12 protein-coding genes and 5 pseudogenes are annotated in these 17686 nt (G+C 48.2%); 10 read left to right on the top strand and 7 right to left on the bottom strand.

Features of this window, described 5'->3' with window-relative positions; genetic code table 11:
* Nucleotides 1–75 precede the first annotated feature (75 nt).
* The 4 genes and pseudogenes from NWF35_RS11420 to NWF35_RS11435 all read right to left on the bottom strand — a co-directional run.
* A pseudogene (locus NWF35_RS11420) lies at nucleotides 76–351 on the bottom strand (aldehyde dehydrogenase family protein); the annotation flags it as partial.
* Between the two features lie 20 nt (nucleotides 352–371).
* Complete coding sequence (locus tag NWF35_RS11425; RefSeq protein WP_301239227.1) at nucleotides 372–1817, bottom strand: APC family permease; 1446 nt, start codon at nucleotides 1815–1817, stop codon at nucleotides 372–374.
* 115 nt (nucleotides 1818–1932) lie between these two features.
* The gene (gene gabT, locus NWF35_RS11430; protein WP_301239229.1) at nucleotides 1933–3282 is read right to left on the bottom strand and encodes a 4-aminobutyrate--2-oxoglutarate transaminase; all 1350 of its coding nucleotides are present in this window, start codon (nucleotides 3280–3282) and stop codon (nucleotides 1933–1935) included.
* A 26-nt stretch (nucleotides 3283–3308) separates the two neighbouring features.
* Nucleotides 3309–4754 (bottom strand): NAD-dependent succinate-semialdehyde dehydrogenase, encoded by a 1446-nt coding sequence (locus NWF35_RS11435; protein WP_301239231.1) that lies wholly within the window; start codon nucleotides 4752–4754, stop codon nucleotides 3309–3311.
* Nucleotides 4755–5394: 640 nt separating this feature from the next.
* Here NWF35_RS11435 and speB point away from each other — a divergent pair.
* From speB to NWF35_RS11470, 8 genes and pseudogenes are all read left to right on the top strand, one after another.
* Nucleotides 5395–6378 (top strand): agmatinase, encoded by a 984-nt coding sequence (gene speB / locus NWF35_RS11440; protein ID WP_301239233.1) that lies wholly within the window; start codon nucleotides 5395–5397, stop codon nucleotides 6376–6378.
* A complete protein-coding gene (locus tag NWF35_RS11445) occupies nucleotides 6362–6616 on the top strand; it encodes a biotin/lipoyl-containing protein (protein ID WP_301239234.1) in 255 nt (84 codons plus the stop codon). Before speB ends, NWF35_RS11445 begins: the two co-directional genes overlap by 17 nt.
* Before the next feature lie 80 nt (nucleotides 6617–6696).
* Nucleotides 6697–6933 (top strand): annotated as a pseudogene (locus tag NWF35_RS11450) (glutamate dehydrogenase); the annotation flags it as partial.
* Nucleotides 6934–7031: 98 nt separating this feature from the next.
* Complete coding sequence (locus tag NWF35_RS16880; protein ID WP_363321615.1) at nucleotides 7032–7346, top strand: SAV0927 family protein; 315 nt, start codon at nucleotides 7032–7034, stop codon at nucleotides 7344–7346.
* Between the two features lie 161 nt (nucleotides 7347–7507).
* A complete protein-coding gene (locus NWF35_RS11455) occupies nucleotides 7508–8983 on the top strand; it encodes an aldehyde dehydrogenase family protein (protein WP_301239235.1) in 1476 nt (491 codons plus the stop codon).
* Nucleotides 8984–9135: 152 nt separating this feature from the next.
* Entirely contained in the window at nucleotides 9136–10509 is a 1374-nt protein-coding gene (locus tag NWF35_RS11460; RefSeq protein ID WP_301239236.1) for a putrescine aminotransferase, read from the top strand.
* Between the two features lie 32 nt (nucleotides 10510–10541).
* Entirely contained in the window at nucleotides 10542–10820 is a 279-nt protein-coding gene (locus tag NWF35_RS11465) for a biotin/lipoyl attachment domain-containing protein (RefSeq protein WP_301239238.1), read from the top strand.
* 288 nt (nucleotides 10821–11108) lie between these two features.
* Nucleotides 11109–13217 (top strand): sigma 54-interacting transcriptional regulator, encoded by a 2109-nt coding sequence (locus NWF35_RS11470; RefSeq protein WP_301239240.1) that lies wholly within the window; start codon nucleotides 11109–11111, stop codon nucleotides 13215–13217.
* Nucleotides 13218–13312: 95 nt separating this feature from the next.
* Here the strand turns inward: NWF35_RS11470 and NWF35_RS11475 are convergent.
* The 3 genes and pseudogenes from NWF35_RS11475 to lhgO form a co-directional block, all read right to left on the bottom strand.
* Nucleotides 13313–14661, bottom strand: a pseudogene (locus NWF35_RS11475) (APC family permease).
* 356 nt (nucleotides 14662–15017) lie between these two features.
* A pseudogene (locus NWF35_RS11480) lies at nucleotides 15018–15188 on the bottom strand (SDR family NAD(P)-dependent oxidoreductase); the annotation flags it as partial.
* 11 nt (nucleotides 15189–15199) lie between these two features.
* Nucleotides 15200–16204 (bottom strand): L-2-hydroxyglutarate oxidase, encoded by a 1005-nt coding sequence (lhgO, locus tag NWF35_RS11485; protein WP_435873883.1) that lies wholly within the window; start codon nucleotides 16202–16204, stop codon nucleotides 15200–15202.
* Nucleotides 16205–16206: 2 nt separating this feature from the next.
* On the opposite strand from lhgO, the pseudogene NWF35_RS11490 reads away from it, so the two are divergent.
* Together NWF35_RS11490 and NWF35_RS11495 are read left to right on the top strand one after the other, a co-directional pair.
* Nucleotides 16207–17348 (top strand): annotated as a pseudogene (locus tag NWF35_RS11490) (CaiB/BaiF CoA transferase family protein).
* Between the two features lie 5 nt (nucleotides 17349–17353).
* A partial coding sequence (locus NWF35_RS11495) for an acyl-CoA dehydrogenase family protein (RefSeq protein WP_301239242.1) occupies nucleotides 17354–17686 on the top strand: 333 nt, incomplete at its 3' end.

The following is a 17686-nucleotide window of genomic DNA, read 5'->3' on the forward strand; positions in this document are numbered from 1 at the left end:
GGTACCCCCTTTTGTAATTTCCTTACAAACCCAGCGAAAAAAACCGCTGGGTTTGTATATACTCGATATATTCGGATCAAATTCGTCTCTCACCTGGATCTTTGTCGCAAGCTCAACCAGCCGTTCGACGAACTTGTCGTGCAGTGATTCTTCCAATAGGAGACGGGATCCCGCTGAGCAAACCTGGCCGGCGTTTGCATAGATTCCAAAGAGCGCATAGTCCACCGCCGTTTCGAAGTCGGCGTCCGCAAACACGATATTTGGTGATTTCCCACCTAACTCTAGCGAAATCTTCTTTAGGTTGCCACTAGCAGCTTGCATGATTTTCCGCCCGGCAACTGTGCCTCCCGAACGGATGTCTAACGGGGTTGTCACATTGTAGACACGGACGACCGATTGTTAGAACCTTCGGTCCCGGGTGTATACACTTCTCTAGGTTGATAGTAGAAGCTTGCACGGCGCTTGAATCGGCCCCACAAGAGCGGAATAATGCCAATGGCAATGAGTCCGATCCCGATGCTGTCCGTCGTTATGCCAAGTTTTGGAATGTCCGCGATCCCAACCGTAAGAAGGAAAATTGCAGCCACCAGCGGTAACGTGAACAGGAAGATGAAGTTTGGCACACTTTGGAACAAGACTTTCCGGTAGTAAAAAATGACCGCCAAACAAGTAAGTCCATAATAAAACACAACCTGCAACCCGATGGCGTTGATCGCGTACGTCATGACAGTATTGATGGATGATAGGAAGTTAGAGAGAACGAAGAGCAACAAGGCGAAAATGGTTATGACGATGCTAGCAACATACGGTGTCCGCCATTTCGGATGGACCGCGCCGAACTTTTTTGAGATGACACCATCACGCCCCATGGCGAACAACGTTCGTGTCACCTGCAACAGTGTTGTCTCTAGCGTCGCGATGGTAGACAACGCAACCGCAAGAACCATGACGTTCCCCCACACCGGCCCATATAGCAGTACACCTAGATGCTGAAGGATGTTCGAGGATGCGTCATTGATATCTTTAAGAGACATGCCAAGTTGAGTTGCAACAGTGAATAGCTCGAATATTGCGAATATGAAAATGATGCCGATCATAGCGCCGAGACCAGGAATACGGCGGCTATCCTTAGTTTCTTCGTTAAGGTTGGCACTGACATCCCATCCCCAATAATAGAATGTTGCGATGAGCGCGCCCGAGATAAAAACAGCTGGGCTTGGAAATGCAGACGGTGAAAACCAAGACCAGTGAAACGCATTAACTGGATGTGCCCCGAATTTAACTAAAGCTACGATACCTGAAATGACGAGGATGATGATCTCGATGCCGGACATAATCCACTGTACCGTCGCAGTCACCTTGATGCCCTTCATCACTAGGAAGCTGATGATCAGAAACCACAATCCTCCGACAATGGTTACAGCGAGCAAATTATTGCTCAATTTTGGCGCAAAGATGTCTAGTGTGACAGACCCGGCGGGAAATGAGCCCGCGACCATGAACAGTGTGGCCGACACGATAAGCGCCCATCCGCTGAGGAAGCCGAGGTCCGCGTTCAACGCTTTTCCTACCCACGCATAAGAAGCGCCGGCATTTGCATGCCAACGGTTCAAGTACAGAAATGCCATTACAACACCGAACATCGGGATCCCGCACCATAACATGGCTGCAGGAGCTTGCAATCCGACTGCGCCTATTAGCACAGCAGTAGTGGCCGAGATGGAATACGCCGGCGCTGTACCCGCGATCGACATGACGATGGAATCGAACAAGGACAACGCGTTCGAAGACAAACCTTTTCTCGTTTCATTTGACATGGTTACTCCTCCTATAATTGAAAAATTTTATATTTTCACATAATGTCCTAGTGTCTCTTTGGACTGCGGAGGGTCCGGGGGATAAACTCATCGCTGGCCAAAGGCCGATAGTCCTTTATTCCCCAAGTACCTCATCCAGCACTTCTTCAATCACATCCAACCCTTCATCCAACTGCTCATCGGTGATCACCAGCGGAGAGAGGACACGGATTACATTGCTGTAAAGGCCTGCTCCCAACAGGATGACGCCCCGGCGGTTGCACTGTGCAAGGATCTTTCCGGCCAGCTCCTTGTCGGGAGTTTTATCCGGTCCTTCGACCAACTCCATAGCGCACATGGCGCCGAGGCCACGGACGTCACCGATCCGTGGGTGTTTCTTCTGCAGCTTGCGGAAACGGGCTAGCACTTTCTCACCGATGATCTGAGCCCGCTCCGGCAGCTTCTCCTCCTCCATCATTTCGATCACCTTCAGAGCGGCGACGCACCCTAAGGGGCTTCCACCGTAGGTGCCTCCGATTTCCCCGACATCCGGGGCATCCATGATCTCTGCCCGCCCCGTCACAGCACTGATGGGAAGCCCCGCGGCGATGGACTTGGATAGAGTGATCAAATCCGGAATAACGTCAAAGTGCTCCATGGCGAACATTTTTCCGGTACGGCCAAAGCCGGTCTGCACTTCGTCGGCGATGAAGAGGATCCCGTGTTTTTGGCAGATCTCATAAACGCCTTGGACAAAGGATTTGGAGGGGACGACAAACCCGCCTTCTCCCTGCACCGGCTCGATGATGATGGCAGCCACATCCTCCGCCGGCACTTCGCTCAGGAAGAAATTCTCCAACCGAGAGAGGAGTTCCCTGTCCAGCTCCTCCGGGGACATCCCGCCCGGAGCCCGGTAGTAGTAGGGATAAGGCAGCTTATACACATCCGGAGCAAAGGGGCCAAACCCGAATTTATAGGGTTTTACCTTGCTGGTCAGGGACATGGCCAACAGGGTTCGTCCGTGAAAGCCCCGCTCAAAGGATAGAATCGCTCGCCGCCCGGTGTACTTGCGTGCGATCTTCACCGCGTTTTCCACCGCCTCGGCGCCACTATTGAGGAAAAAGGTCTTCTTTGCGTGTGTCCCGGGGGTGATCTGGTTCAGCTTCTCCGCCAGGGCCACATAGGGCTCATACATCATCACGTGGAAGCAGGGGTGGATATATCGGTCCAACTGCTCCTTCAACGCCTCTACCACCTTGGGTGGACAGTGGCCGGCATTCAGACTGCCGATGGCTCCGGCGAAATCGATGAAGGTATTGCCGTCCACATCGGTCAACAGCGCCCCTTCCCCCTTGGCAGCAAAGGTGGGTACGGTGTTAAAGGGGCCCCGGGGAACGTTTTGCTCCTTTTTCTCCAACAGGGCTTTTGCCTTCGGTCCGGGGATCTCCGTGCGGATATCGATAAATCGGTAAGAAGTGTTCGCCATGTTCGACTCCCCCTCTGATAAAGTCCTCAATCCAGTTTCACCGACACATATTTGGTCTCCAGAAACTCCTCGATACCGTATCGGCCGCCTTCCCGGCCAAGCCCGCTCTCCTTGAACCCGCCGAAAGGAGCCTGGGCGGTGGAGGGGATACCGTCATTGATCCCCACGATGCCGTACTCCAGCTTTTCAGATACCCGGATGGCCCGGGAAAGATCCTTGGTGTACAGGTAGGCGGCCAAACCGTATTCGGTGGCGTTAGCCTTTTCCACCGCCTCCTCTTCCGTTTCAAAGGCTTGGATGGGAGCCACCGGGCCAAAGGTTTCCTCCTGCTCCACCAGCATATCGGCGGTGGTGCCTAAGAGCACCGTCGGCTCGTAGAAATGGCCTCCCTCCGCCCCCGGGCCCGTGAAACGCTTCCCGCCGGTAATCAGGCGCGCTCCCTTCTCCAGGGCATCCTCCACATGGCGCTCCACTTTTTTCAAGGCATTCTCATCGATGAGGGGACCGATGTTAACTCCTTTCTGCAAACCGTTGCCCACCTTCAACTGCTGCACCTGACGGGCCAACTCCTCGGCAAATTGTTCCTGGATGCTCCAGTGCACATAAATCCGGTTGGTACAGACGCAGGTTTGTCCAGCGTTGCGGAATTTGCTGGCGATCACTTCCCGTGCCGCCGCCGTCAGATCGGCGTCGTCAAAGACGATAAAGGGAGCGTGGCCGCCCAGCTCCAGGCTGACCCTTTTCACCGTATCTGAGGCTTTTTTCATCAGGATCTTGCCCACTTCCGTGGATCCAGTGAAGGTGAGCTTCCGCACCCTGGTATCCCCTAGCAGTACATCTCCAATCATCCGAGGATTCTTTCCCGTCACCAGGTTGAAGACACCTTCCGGTAATCCCGCTTCCGCGAAGATCTCCGCCAGCATGCAGGCCGTCAGCGGCGTCTGCCCCGCCGGCTTGATCACTGCAGTACATCCCGCTGCCAGGGCTGGGGCCACTTTGCGGGTGATCATTGCTGCCGGGAAGTTCCAGGGGGTGATCGCCGCCACCACTCCGACCGGCTGTTTCAACACCCAAATCCGCTTGTTGGGAGCGGAGGCGGGGATGGTGTCACCGTAGATCCTTTTCCCCTCTTCGGCATACCACAGGACGAAGTCCGCCGCATACCGAACTTCGCCGAGGGCCTCCGGCAGGGGCTTGCCCTGCTCCATGGTCATGCAGCGCGCCAGCTCCTCCTCGTTTTCCCGCATCAGCTGGTACGCCTTGTACAAAATATCCCCCCGCTCCCTGGCGGTGAGAGCGGCCCAACCCGGATACGCCCGATAGGCAGCGTCGATAGCCTTTTTCACATCATTGGCCGTGGCATCCGCCGCTTTCCCCACCACTTCACCCGTGGCTGGGTTGGTCACCTCGTAGGAAGTGCCGTTTTCCGACTTCACCCATTTTCCGTTAATAAACAACTGATACTGCTTCAATGTGTTATTCCTCTCCTTTCAAATCGACCACCGCTTGTCCGGCGTCGATGATCGATGCATCCTCCACCAGCGTTAACTTCCAAGCTCATTTCTTGGTCCAGTTCAACAAAGGTGAACTCTCACCCCCCGTAATCGTAACGGGCTTCCTGCTTATCGATCGGCTACCCACCTCCATCGATAAATTTTGAATCATCCAAGCGATATCACCTACATAATCTTGCAAAAATAATGCCAACTTTAAACACCCCTTAAACCAAGGGGACGGCCTTTCGGTTTATTTAAAATAAATAACATTAGATTAAATCTGATCTTTCCTGTGCCTTTTACTGGCTGTTAACTTTCTGCAGTTGGACCCTTGTTGTTCTTTCGTTTAAACGAACCATCCTATTTGGGATCGGCTATTACTCATCGCATATACTTATGCATAATTGCATAATATTTTCCCTTTATATTCTTAGCAAAAATGTATTGATACTCATTTTTCCATTGGCATCATTCTTGCTCAGATAAGTGTATCACCGATATAGTGCCTCTATGAGAAGGAGTTGGTTTATTAGATTAATGGACCAAGTCGTTTTTGCAAGAGGCAGTCTCAACTGCCTGACTATCAAAATTAAAAAAAGAAAGGAAAGATACGAGTATGAAGTATCCCCTTTCACCAGATGTAAAACCAGAATTTTGTACGATCGGGTCGTTTATGCGTTTACCTTCATCACGGGAAAATGCTAAGGTTGCCATATTAGGGATGCCTTTTGATACGGCGGCTTCTTTCCGTGTAGGAGCGCGATTCGCCCCGCAAGCGATTCGCCAAGCATCTATGACACTGTTCCCTTACCATCCGGTTCATGAGGTTTATCCTTTTGAAGATACAAACGCAATAGATATCGGTGACGTACCGGTTATTCCACATAATATCCACCGCAGCTATGAACTTATGGAAAAATACAACTTAGATCTTATGCAAAAAGAAATCATACCAATTGGATTGGGTGGAGACCACTCAGTAACATTGGCAAGTTTGCGTGCAGCAGCCAAAATATACGGTCCTGTTGCTTTGATCCATTTTGACTCTCATACGGATACTTGGGATACGTATTACGATGAAAAATACTGGCATGGTTCTACGTTTATCCGGGCGTACGAAGAAGGGCTTTTGCAACCGGATAAAGTATTTCAAATCGGTATTCGCGGTACACTCAATCATCCCGGGGACATCGGAGCAAGTATTGAACTCGGTTATCATGTAATCACTACTCAGGAATTGCGCAAACGCGGTTTTGAAGATGTAGTTAGACAGATAAGAGAGACCATTGGAGATACACCTTGTTTCTTAACCTTTGATATCGACTTCGTTGATCCCTCCTGTGCACCCGGGACCGGTACGCTGGAAGTCGGTGGATTTACCAGCCTGGAAACACTTGAAATGGTTCGTTCTCTTACCGGTTTCAACTATATTGGATTTGACTTGGTAGAGGTACTTCCCCCGTACGATCCGACACAAATTACTTCTCTTTTAGCTGCTACGCTGGTGCATGATTTTGCAAGTCTTGCAGCGTTAAATCTCAAACAGATGCCTAACAAAACTGAACAAAAAAGGGGGAGAACATGTGAAAGTACGTTATGAAATTATCAGCCCCTTTCATGGGATCATTACCCATGTATTGAGCAGTCCATCCTCCTATATCTATGAAGGGGAAAGTGTCTATTTAATAAAAACGGAGAAGACCCTGGTCGAAATCAAGGCGGATTTGAGCGGATCTATTGTGTCACTTCATGTGAAACAAGGTGAGGTAGTCGCACCCGGGAAGGTGCTGGCTACTATAGAGGAAGATTTTCTGTCTGTTAACGCAGGAAGCGATTAAATCAGCTCGAAGCAAATCGAGGTGAAAATGTGAGCGCTACAACAGAGAAGTCTGTTCAGCAGAATGAGGAATTTGAATCTCTTGTACTTGCGAGTGCTGGCGGGGTTACCGTTTCCTATTTTGAGTGGGTGCAAAACAATCAGGGTTATTATTGGTCTGAAGGGGAAGTAGAATCCAAGTTGCGCTATGTACTGGTCCGTGCTTTTGAAAACGTCTATAACATGTCCCATCAAAGAAAGGTGAATATGTGCTTGGCGGCTTATATGGTGGGCATTCGCAAATTGGCCAAAGCCAATCGGATACGCGGTTGGGTTTGACTTTATTGCGGGACATGCGAGATTGCCTCATGGAAAAGATGCCAATTTCGTTTTTAAAAACCATCAAATATTCGAAGCTGAGCAGATTGGCGTTACGTATGGAGGGAAGAAAGGGGTTGAGATCATTGGACATTCTCTTTGATGATTTGGAACAGCTGACAGCCAGGCATGTTTGTTTGGTAACAGAGACAAACCGCTACGATTTTTCCGTCCATTACTCCCAATTTTTCTGCGGAAAAAGCATGATCACTTGTTTGCAATCAGGAACGATGTTATTGATGTCTTACGAAGATATTTTCAATGATCATGTTTGGGTGACCAAGTTTAGGATTCACCACGAAGATCTTGAACTGATCAAGGAGTTTTTCAAGTCGGCGCTTCCTCCGCTTTATTCTACCTCCCCTCAATACTAAATCCATAATTTTCATGAATTCGGGGATAAACTTATTCACTTTTGCATAGTTACGGGAGTTTTTGAGAATCATTAAATTTACCTTTTCCATGATTCCGAATTGGCATCATATTTGCAATAGATAAATTGCGAACGCTCATCAAATGAATAGGGGGATTTGGAATGGAGTCGATTTTGAAGATGTATATTGACGGGAAATGGACCGCTTCTTCAAGCGGGGAATTCAGACAGGTCATTAACCCGGCGAACGGCGAAGTGATTGCCGTTGTAACGGAAGGGACTGCCAAGGATGTAAAGAAAGCGGTTGCCGCAGCGAAAAGGGCATTTTATGAGGACGGCTGGTGGGATACCCCGGCGGTGGAACGGGCGCGGCTGTTATTCAAACTGGCAGACCGGCTGGAAGAGCAAGCAGAAGAATTTGCTGAGTTAGAAGTGAAAGATAATGGGAAACCGTACCGCGAAGCGACTGTAGATGTTGCGGATGCCGTGGCGTGCTTTCGGTATTATGCGGGACTGGCCACGAAGCCGCATGGGCAAACCTATGAGGTGGCGGACCCCATGCAATCTGTCGTGGTCCGGGAACCGATTGGCGTTTGCGGCCAAATTATCCCATGGAACTATCCCTTGTTGATGGCAGCTTGGAAACTGGCTCCGGCATTGGCGGCAGGGAATACGGTAGTCTTTAAACCTTCGGAGATCACTCCTCTGTCTGCGATCAAGCTGTTTGAAATCATTGAAGAAGTTGGCTTCCCGCCAGGGGTTGCTAACCTCGTGCTGGGTGAGGGGAAAACGGTAGGTCATGAAATCGCCGTCAACCATGACATTGATAAGGTAGCGTTCACCGGCGGCACGGCGACTGGACGCAGCATCATGAAAGCAGCAAGTGGAAACTTGAAAAAGATTTCACTGGAATTAGGCGGAAAATCGCCAAATATTGTTTTCGCGGATGCTGATTTTGAGACAGCTCTTGATTACGCGCTGTTTGCGATTTTTGTCAACCAGGGGCAAGTCTGCTCCGCAGGTTCCAGACTTTTGCTTGAAGAGAGCATCCATGATGAATTTATAGAAAAATTGGTTGAAAGAGCGAAGAAAATCAAAGTGGGGCCGGGTAATGATCCGGATACGGAAATGGGTCCGCTCATCTCCGAAGCGCATATGAACAAAGTGCTGAACTACATCAAGATTGGCCAAGAAGAAGGGGCCCAGCTTGTCTGCGGCGGTAAAAGAATTACGGAGAACGGTTTGGAAAAAGGCTACTTTGTTGAACCTACCATTTTTATCGACACGAAGCCGGATATGAGAATTGTGCAAGAAGAAATCTTCGGTCCCGTTTTGGTCGTGCAAAAATTCAAAGACGAAGCGGAAGCGATCCGATTGGCGAATGATACTGTTTATGGCCTCGCGGGCGCGGTATTTACGCAGGACGGAGCGAAAGCGCAACGGGTTGTACGGAAGCTGCGTGCCGGAATCACCTGGATCAATACCTATCACCCCACATACAATGAAGCTCCCTGGGGCGGTTATAAGCAGAGTGGAATTGGCCGAGAATTAGGCACATTTGGTTATGAGGAATACACCGAAGTGAAACAGATCAATACCAATCTGCAAGTAGAGCCAACCGGATGGTACAAGGGTTAAAAACACTGATGACCGGGAGTCACAACCGGAAGGGACGCGGGGAACCTTTGAATCGACAATAAGGAAACTGGGGAGTAATGGGGTCCCCAACTCCCTACTTACCCTTACCTTTCGCCCGAAAATATAATGGATCGTTTGCAAGGAGGATTATTATGAGTAATAAGTATTCTGAGATTTATAGCTATACATCGAAAGTATTGGACCTTATTTCAAAGCAGGAAATTACAGAAGAAGATGCTAAATGGGTGACCGATGAAACGTTAAACGGGTTTAAAGAGCATGTCAATCCCGGTTTTTTGGAATATCGCAAGACTGTGACAAAAGATATGCAGTATGCAGCAGTCGAGTGGAAAGACTCCGGCCCCAACTGCTTTATCGACGTGAATGGGAAAGAGTATATTGACTGCCTGGGCGGCTTTGGAATCTATAACGTCGGGCATCGCCACCCGAAAGTGGTGAAAGCGGTGAAAGATCAGATGGACCGGCAAGCTTTGCACAGCCAGGATTTGCTGGATCCATTGCGTGCTATGCTGGCCAAAACGCTGGCCGATTTGACACCGGGAGATCTTAAGTACTCTTATTTCGGCAACAGCGGCACCGAATCGATCGAAGCAGCGCTCAAGTTGGCCAAAATCTATCATAAGAAAAATGACAGACACACCTTCCTGGCTACGACTCGTGCGTTTCACGGAAAAAGCTTGGGATCTCTGTCGGGTACGGCAAAAGGTGTTTTCCGCAAACCATTTTTGCCTTTGGTTCACGGTTTCCGCCATGTACCATTCGGCGATATCGATATGATGCATAAAACGATGCACGCCTGCCATATGGTCGGGGAAGAAGTCGCCGCTGTCATTGTGGAGCCGATTCAGGGCGAAGGCGGCGTCATTGTTCCTCCGGATGATTACCTGCCAAAGCTTCGTGAACTGTGTGATGAGTATGGTGCCCTGCTCATCTTTGATGAAGTTCAGACTGGAATGGGACGTACCGGAAAAATGTTCTGTTGTGAGCATTATGATGTAGTACCGGATATCTTATGTTTAGGCAAAGCGTTTGGCGGAGGAATCATGCCGGCCAGCGCAACGGTCGCGACAGAAGAAGTGTTCACGCACTGGTTTGAAAATCCGTTCCTTCATACCACCACTTTTGGCGGAAATCCGCTCGCTTGTGCGGCTGCTCTGGCCAACATTAATGTGTTGATCGAAGAGAAATTGCCTGAGCGCGCGGCTGAAATCGGGGAATATTTGATACAAGGCTTAAGAGATGCCGCGAAAGGTCATGAGAATATCGTTCTGGAAATTCGCGGGAAAGGACTCCTCATTGGAATCGAGTTTGTCAGCGATGAAATTGGTTACGAAGTGTCCAAAGGCTTCTTTGATAACGGGGTGCTTGTGGCGGGAACACTCGTGAACGCCAAAACAATCCGGGTTGAGCCACCTCTCACCATTGAGAAAGCCCAATGTGACCGGGTATGTGAGGTATTTGCCAAAGTACTCAACGAAGTAAACAAACAACTGGTTAAAGGTTAAACTCTTAAACTCGTTATAGGCGGCTGGTTAACGTGAAAATTCAATCATCTATTGTAAGTTCTTGTCATGGCACCGTTGTGAAGATCTTTCATCCTTCCTCATTATCGTTTCGCAAAGATCAGCCTCTGTTTCTGATCAGGACCAAAGAGGGTTTGCTGAAAGAGGTGGTTGCGGACAGCCCGGGGACGATCCACTCCTTCGAGGTGAGTGTGGGGGATGAGGTGGTTCCCGGGATGATACTTGCTTACACGGAAGAAGATCTTTTAGATTTTGAGAGCGGCAATGACTCAAAAGCAAGTGAGACCGGTTGATTATATACATCGAGCCTCTTGATAGTCCGACACTACTTTTTGTATACTTTCCAATAAGTAGTCCTGAATGAATATTCGGACAGGATCGAGGATGGTTCGCCGGGCACGAACTATGTGTCAACTTCACGAGTGGTCACTGGCCAAAAGGATATAGCTTCTGGCTTATGGCTATGGGAAGTCATCATGAGTAAACTGATTTTAGGTAAGGTAGGGAACTCTTATCTGCAGATGTAAAGGGTGACCTACCTTTTTCTCTATGATCCATCATCAGAGAGGGGGATCGAATTTATGCTGGTGTTCACTGCTGAAAATATACGGCCTATTCAAACCGTATCCATTTGTGCTTCGATCTCAGAGGTACAAAAACATTTACAACGGCACAAAGACAGGTATTTATTTGTCCGGGAAGATGACGAAATCGTGGGTTTTGTAAAGACGCGAAATATAAAGGGATATGAGGACTTTTCCTCTTTGTTGGAGGAAATGACTCCGCTTAATCGGGTTTATAGCATTACGTGTGGCCAACAAGTACCTGATGTTTATAAGTTATTGGGTGAAGATATTATTCTGGTCAGAGATGAGAACCAAGTCCTATGCGGTTACTTGCAAAGAGATGATATTATCATTGAGTTATTAAGACAAGATGAAACCATTGATTTGTTTCGAACCATTTTGTCATCGATCCCTCTAGGAATCTTTGTTGTCGACCGTAAAGGCTATATTATTAATTACAATGCTGAAGGACTCAGGATGGTCAAAATGGATGCTGAGCAGATACAAAATGTAAAGGCAAGTGAAATTTTCGGGGCTGAGCATATTGACCGGGTTTTGTCCACTGGTGAAACTGTTCTCAATCAGCTCCATATTACGCCGCGAATGGGGATTTTAGCCGATTACAGCCCCATCTTGAATAAAGAAAATGAAGTCAAAGGGATGATCATCATTGTCCAGGATCTTCCTATGCTTGAAGAGCTGGCGATGGAACTGGATTATGTCAAAGGTTTAAATAAAGACTTAAATGCCATTCTTTCTACCGTCTATGATGAAATTCTCGTTGTGGACAACGAAGGCCGTTTGCTACGGTTTAGCGATAACAAAATGTCTGATTTTTGGGCTGGGGATATGAATGAACTGATCGGCAAAAACCTGGTGGAATTTGAAGAGAAGGGACTGTTTAAGCCTTCGGTAACCCGATTGGTTTTAGAGCGCAAGAAGAAGGTATCTGTAATCCAAGAAACCGCGCAGGGCAGAAAAGTTCTGGCGGTTGGAACTCCGGTATTTGATGAGCAAGGAAACCTTGACCGAATTGTGATTGCATCGAGGGATATTACGGAGACAACGAAACTGAAAAGCGAATTAAAGCAAGTTAGGAGGCTATCCGAACAGTACAAAAAAGAACTAGTGGATCTGAAGAAAAGAGAAATGTTGAATCGCAATATTATCTATTGCAGCCCGAAAATTGAACGTATCATGAAAGACATCGAAAAAGTGGCACGATTTTCGTCCACTGTTTTGCTGACAGGAGAATCCGGGGTGGGAAAAGAGGTCTTTGCCAAAGCAATCCACCAGCTCGGGCCCAGATCCAGCAAGCCCTTTCTGAAGATCAATTGTGGCGCGATCCCTGAAAACTTGTTAGAGAGTGAACTTTTCGGCTATGAAAAAGGAGCTTTTACCGGTGCGGATCCAAAGGGAAAAATAGGCTATTTCAGACAAGCCGACAAAGGGGTCCTTTTTTTAGATGAAATTGCGGAGATGCCTCTGTCCCTGCAGGTAAAACTGCTCAGGGTCTTACAGGAACGCGAAGTGATTCCCGTCGGGGGTATTCAGCCGATTCCAATCGATGTACAAATCGTAGCCGCAACGAATAAAAACTTGGAACAGCTTGTGGAAAAAGGGCTCTTTCGTGAAGATCTCTATTATCGGTTAAATGTGATTCCGATTCATATCCCGCCGCTTAGAGAAAGGCCGGAAGATATTCCCCCACTTGCTTATTACTTTTTGCAAAAATTAAACGAAACCCACAATACAAACATTCAACTGGCTCCAGATGCATTAAATCTGTTGGAAGTTTACCCGTGGCCCGGGAATGTGAGAGAGCTTCAAAATGTGATTGAGCGGGCGGTTGTCACGGTCGATGACGATATCATTGTTGCTGATCAAATTTACCGCCTGTTGCAGTGGGAAAAATTGAATACTAAAAGCAAACCGATCATCACCAACATCATGCCCCTGCCAGAAGCATTGGAGGTAGTGGAAGAACAGCTCATATTACTCGCTATGGAAAAATACAAAACGACAACAATGGCTGCCAAGATGCTGGGCATCAGTCAATCATCAGTTAGCAGGAAATATCAAAAAATTATGCAAAAGAGGGCGGAGAAATCAAAAATCGTTTAAATAGCGATGTTTTAAAATGCTTTTTTCCAATCCACCCATCATCTAAGAAGAAGAAGGGGCAATGCAAGTCTGCATTGCCCCTTGTCTTCTGTTGCTTAACCGGCAATGGTCTTTTGGTCTGCATTACACTCTTGATATTGTTGTACCCGAAACATTTTCGTAATGTACATGAGAATAGTGATACCGACCGCAGACCAAATCAGGCCCATAACCAAAGCACTCGTTTGAATGCTGTACCACAAGTAAGCGACGAATGCGGCCCCGGCCAGTGGATAGATGAGATAACTGAAGAAACCTTTTAGCGTACTGTGTTGCTTCTCTTTTATCACATAATGAGCAATCACGGACAGATTCACAAAGGTAAAGGCCATCAATGCTCCATAGTTGATGATTGATGCGGCAGTGTCAAGCTCAAGGAACAAGGTGTTCAGACAGACAAGGCCGACGATGATTACGTTATACACAGGGGTGCCCCAACGGGGATGGACATAACCAAACACTTTTTTTGGCAACACACGATCCCGTCCCATCGCATATAACAGGCGAGTCACACTGGCATGCGAAGCGAGTCCGGATGCGAGAGTGCCCATAAATGAGCCTGCCAGGAAAAAGATTTGGAAAATCTTACTGCCCACAATAAGAGCCATTTCGGGCGAAGGAGTATCAGGATGATTAAACTTGGACACGTCAGGGAACATGGCTTGTGCGAAGTAAGAAGTTGTGATGAATATGAGTCCGCCAACCAAAGCCACCAGGAAAATCCCGCGCGGGATCGTCTTGGTCGGTTCGGGCGTCTCCTCTGACAAAGTGGTTACCGCATCAAACCCTAAGTAAGAAAAGCACACAATCGTTGCACCTGCTAACAGGTGAGAGAAATCCAGATCAGGATTCACCAGCGGCTGTAAAGCGAAAACACTGCCTATGCCTTTTCCCGATAGAAGATCTTGAATAACGAGAGCGATGAAAAGTACTACCACCAGTGTTTGATAAACGACCAAAAATGTATTGAAATTGGCTAGAAAGTTGACATTTAAGAAATTTAGAACAGTTACTACGGCCACAAATAAGAGCACCCAAATCCAATCAGGAACTGCGGGAAACAAAGCGTTAAAATAAATTTTTGCTAACAGTGCGTTTACCATCGGCAGGAACAGGAGTGCCGACCAGCCTACCAGAAAACCAAGATGCGGGCTGATTGTTTTTTGCGTGTACTTATAGGCAGAACCTGCATTTGGAAACGCTTTTACCATCTGTCCATAACTGGCCGCCGTAAACAACATGGCGATGAGTCCCACGATATAAGCGGTTGGTGTCAGTCCTCCCGATTCCCGAGATACAATTCCAAACGTGTGTCGAATACGACCATGGGTGTCATATAACCCACACCGAGGACGACTATTTGCCACAGATTGAGTGATCGTTCCAGTTGTCCGGATTGATTCATGTATAATTCCTCCTGACGCGAGTTAATATTATGATAATATTGTTAAGAAAATATTATTGTAATTTTGATCAAAAGTAGATAGATTCAAAGCAGAATGGAGATCCTAATGATATCAGTACTGTTAAAACAAATTTTATTATGACGTTTTGAATAGTTTATTCAATCATACATATCTCTCCACTTTTCAAGACCTGTTTCTATTGGATAAACAGGTCTTTTTTTGATTGAACACAAATCGTTCAAACGGATGAAGCTACTGCCGTTTTGTAGAAATACCGGTGAGACCCAAATAAACGACAACAACCGGCCATTTGTGAATGTGGCCGGTTGTTAGTTCATTCTGCCCCGATTCCTGTCTAGGATCGTACGTAGAGCTCGGTGAATTTCCTCTCATGGCCTCCCACCAGTTCGGCGACGGAGGCAATATTGATAATCCGCCCTCCCGTTCCCTTCTGAATCATCCTTCTTCCCGCTGCCTTGGCCATCAAAAAAGCGACTTTCACGTTGACATCCATCGCCCGTTCAAATTTATTGACGGTTAAGAGATACGGGAAAGGCTTTTAGTCTTAACAACTTCGGAAATTCGCGAAACAATCTCCTTCCCGATTTCAATGGAAGCTGTTGCAGCAGGCGAAGGAGCGTTACAGACATGAATGCTGTTCTTCCCCTGGATAAGGTGAAAATCATCGACCATGGTACCATCCGGCTTTAAGGCCTGAGCTCTTACTCCAGCAGGTGCCGGTTCCAGGTCTTCCTCCCCGATTTCCGGCAAGAGTTGCTGAAGGCTTCTCACAAAGGCTTTCTTTGAGAACGAACGCACCATTTCTGCTATCCCGTCTTTCCAGTACCGAACGGCCAACTTCCAGAAACCTGGATAAGTCAATACCTCCGCTGTATCAATAATTGAAAAATCCGTCTTGTTATATCCCTCTCTCTTCAAACCAAGGACGGCGTTGGGGCCTACTTTGACTCCCCCTCCGATCATCCGGGTAAAATGGACGCCTAGGAACGGGAAATTGGGGTTGGGAACAGGATAGATGAGGTTGTTGACCAATCTTTCCTTCTCTGGCTTTAGCTTGTAATACTCCCCCCGGAAGGGAACGATTTTCAGATCAACATCAACTCCAGACCGTCTGGCCACTCGGTCACTGTATAACCCACCACAATTGATCAGAAACTTGGCATGAAAAGAGCGGGATGAGGTTTCAATGTGAACCGAGTCCTTTTCTTCCTGCACCCGCTCCACCTTCGTATTCAACAGGAGGTCTCCATGGATCTTTTTTTGGAAGACCCGGCAAACTTGGTTATAATCGACGATTCCTGCTGTGGGTACGTAGATCGCGGCTAACCCATTCACATGGGGCTCGATCTCCTTTAGTTGCTCTTTTCCGATCATTTGAATATCGAGCTGATTGGATCTCCCCTGATGGTAGAGTTTTTCCAGAAAGGGGAGCTGAATGTCATTGGATGTCAGAAAGCAACCATGGATCGGTTGCCTTCCCGGGCCAGCCGTGCCTTTAGACTGCCGGGTGGGTTGGGTGATTCATGGGTCAGGGTGGGCCATTGACGGGCGTCCGAGTGTTGGATTTATCCCGTGTGTTGGCAGGTCCTTTTTGCACTATGATTCTGGGAGACATGGGAGCCGAGGTCATTAAAATCGAAGAACCTGGTCGGGGAGATGAAACCAGAGAATGGGGTCCTCCCTATGCCGGTGGCGAAAGCGCTTATTACCTGTCCGTTAACCGAAATAAGCGATCCATGGCCCTGAATCTGAAGACAGAAGAGGGTAAAAGGGTTCTTATTGGACCTAATCCGACATTCGGACATTCTGGTTGAGAATTTCAAGGTGGGAACATTGGCCAAATGGGGCCTCTCCCCCGACACTCTTCTGGACGAAAACCCCCGGCTGATCGTGGCGCAAATCTCCGGGTTCGGTCAGAGTGGTCCCAACTCCCATAAGGCCGGATACGATTATATGATGCAAGCCCTGTGTGGATTGATGAGCATTACGGGAAGTCAAGAAAGCGGCCCGATGAAGGTCGGTGTTGCCATCGTGGATGTCTTGACCGGACTCTTCACGGCTGTGGGAATCCTGGGAGCTTTGCAGGAGCGAAACCGTTCAGGGAAAGGCCAAGTGGTGGACGTCGCCCTGTTCGATGTCGGTGTAGCCTCCCTGGTTAACGTGGCCAGTAACTATCTCATCTCCGGGAAAATTCCAGAACTTTTGGGCAACGTCCATCCTAACATCGCACCGTATCAACTCTTTCAAACCCAGGATCTACCCTTAAACGGAGTGCCTCGGCTGCACTCACTTAGCGGAAGATACTCGTTACGCTAGTAATCCCGAGCGGGTTATCAACCGACAGACCTTGACGGTGGAACTGGAATCGATCCTGAAAAAACGCCCCCGCTCATATTGGATCCCGCTGTTGGAAAAAGCCAACATACCGTGTGCACCGATTCAAACCTTGGATGAGGTATTTACTAGCTCCCAAGTCAAATACCGGGAGATGTTGGTGGAGATGGAGCACCCTACAGCTGGAAAGGTACAACTGGTCGGGAGCCCCCTTCACTTCTCCCGAACCCCCGTCACTTATCGACAGCGCCCTCCCCTACTTGGGGAGCATACCAAAGTTATTCTTCGTGAAATGGGCGATACGGATAACGTAATTCTCCCAAAGGAGTGAATCGCATGTTTGACTTCTCTTATTCGGAAGACCAACTGTCTGTCAAGAAGATGGTACGTAAATTCGTGGATCGCGAAATCATGCCGAACATCGAAAAGTGGGATGAAGAGCAACACTTTGAAGCCAGCATCATCGATAAATTAGCCGATCTCGGACTCATGGGTGTTTGCATCCCGGAAAAGTACGGTGGCCAAGGCATGGACTACATCACCTTGGCTATCGTCTGTTCCGAACTAGAGCGCGGAGACACCGCGTTCCGAACGCTCGTCTCCGTTCACACGGCGCTGAACAGCATGACACTGTTGCAGTGGGGAGATGAATTTCAAAAAGAAAAGTAT

This window comes from Polycladomyces subterraneus, assembly GCF_030433435.1.
GTDB classification, from domain to species: Bacteria; Bacillota; Bacilli; order Thermoactinomycetales; family JIR-001; genus Polycladomyces; species Polycladomyces subterraneus.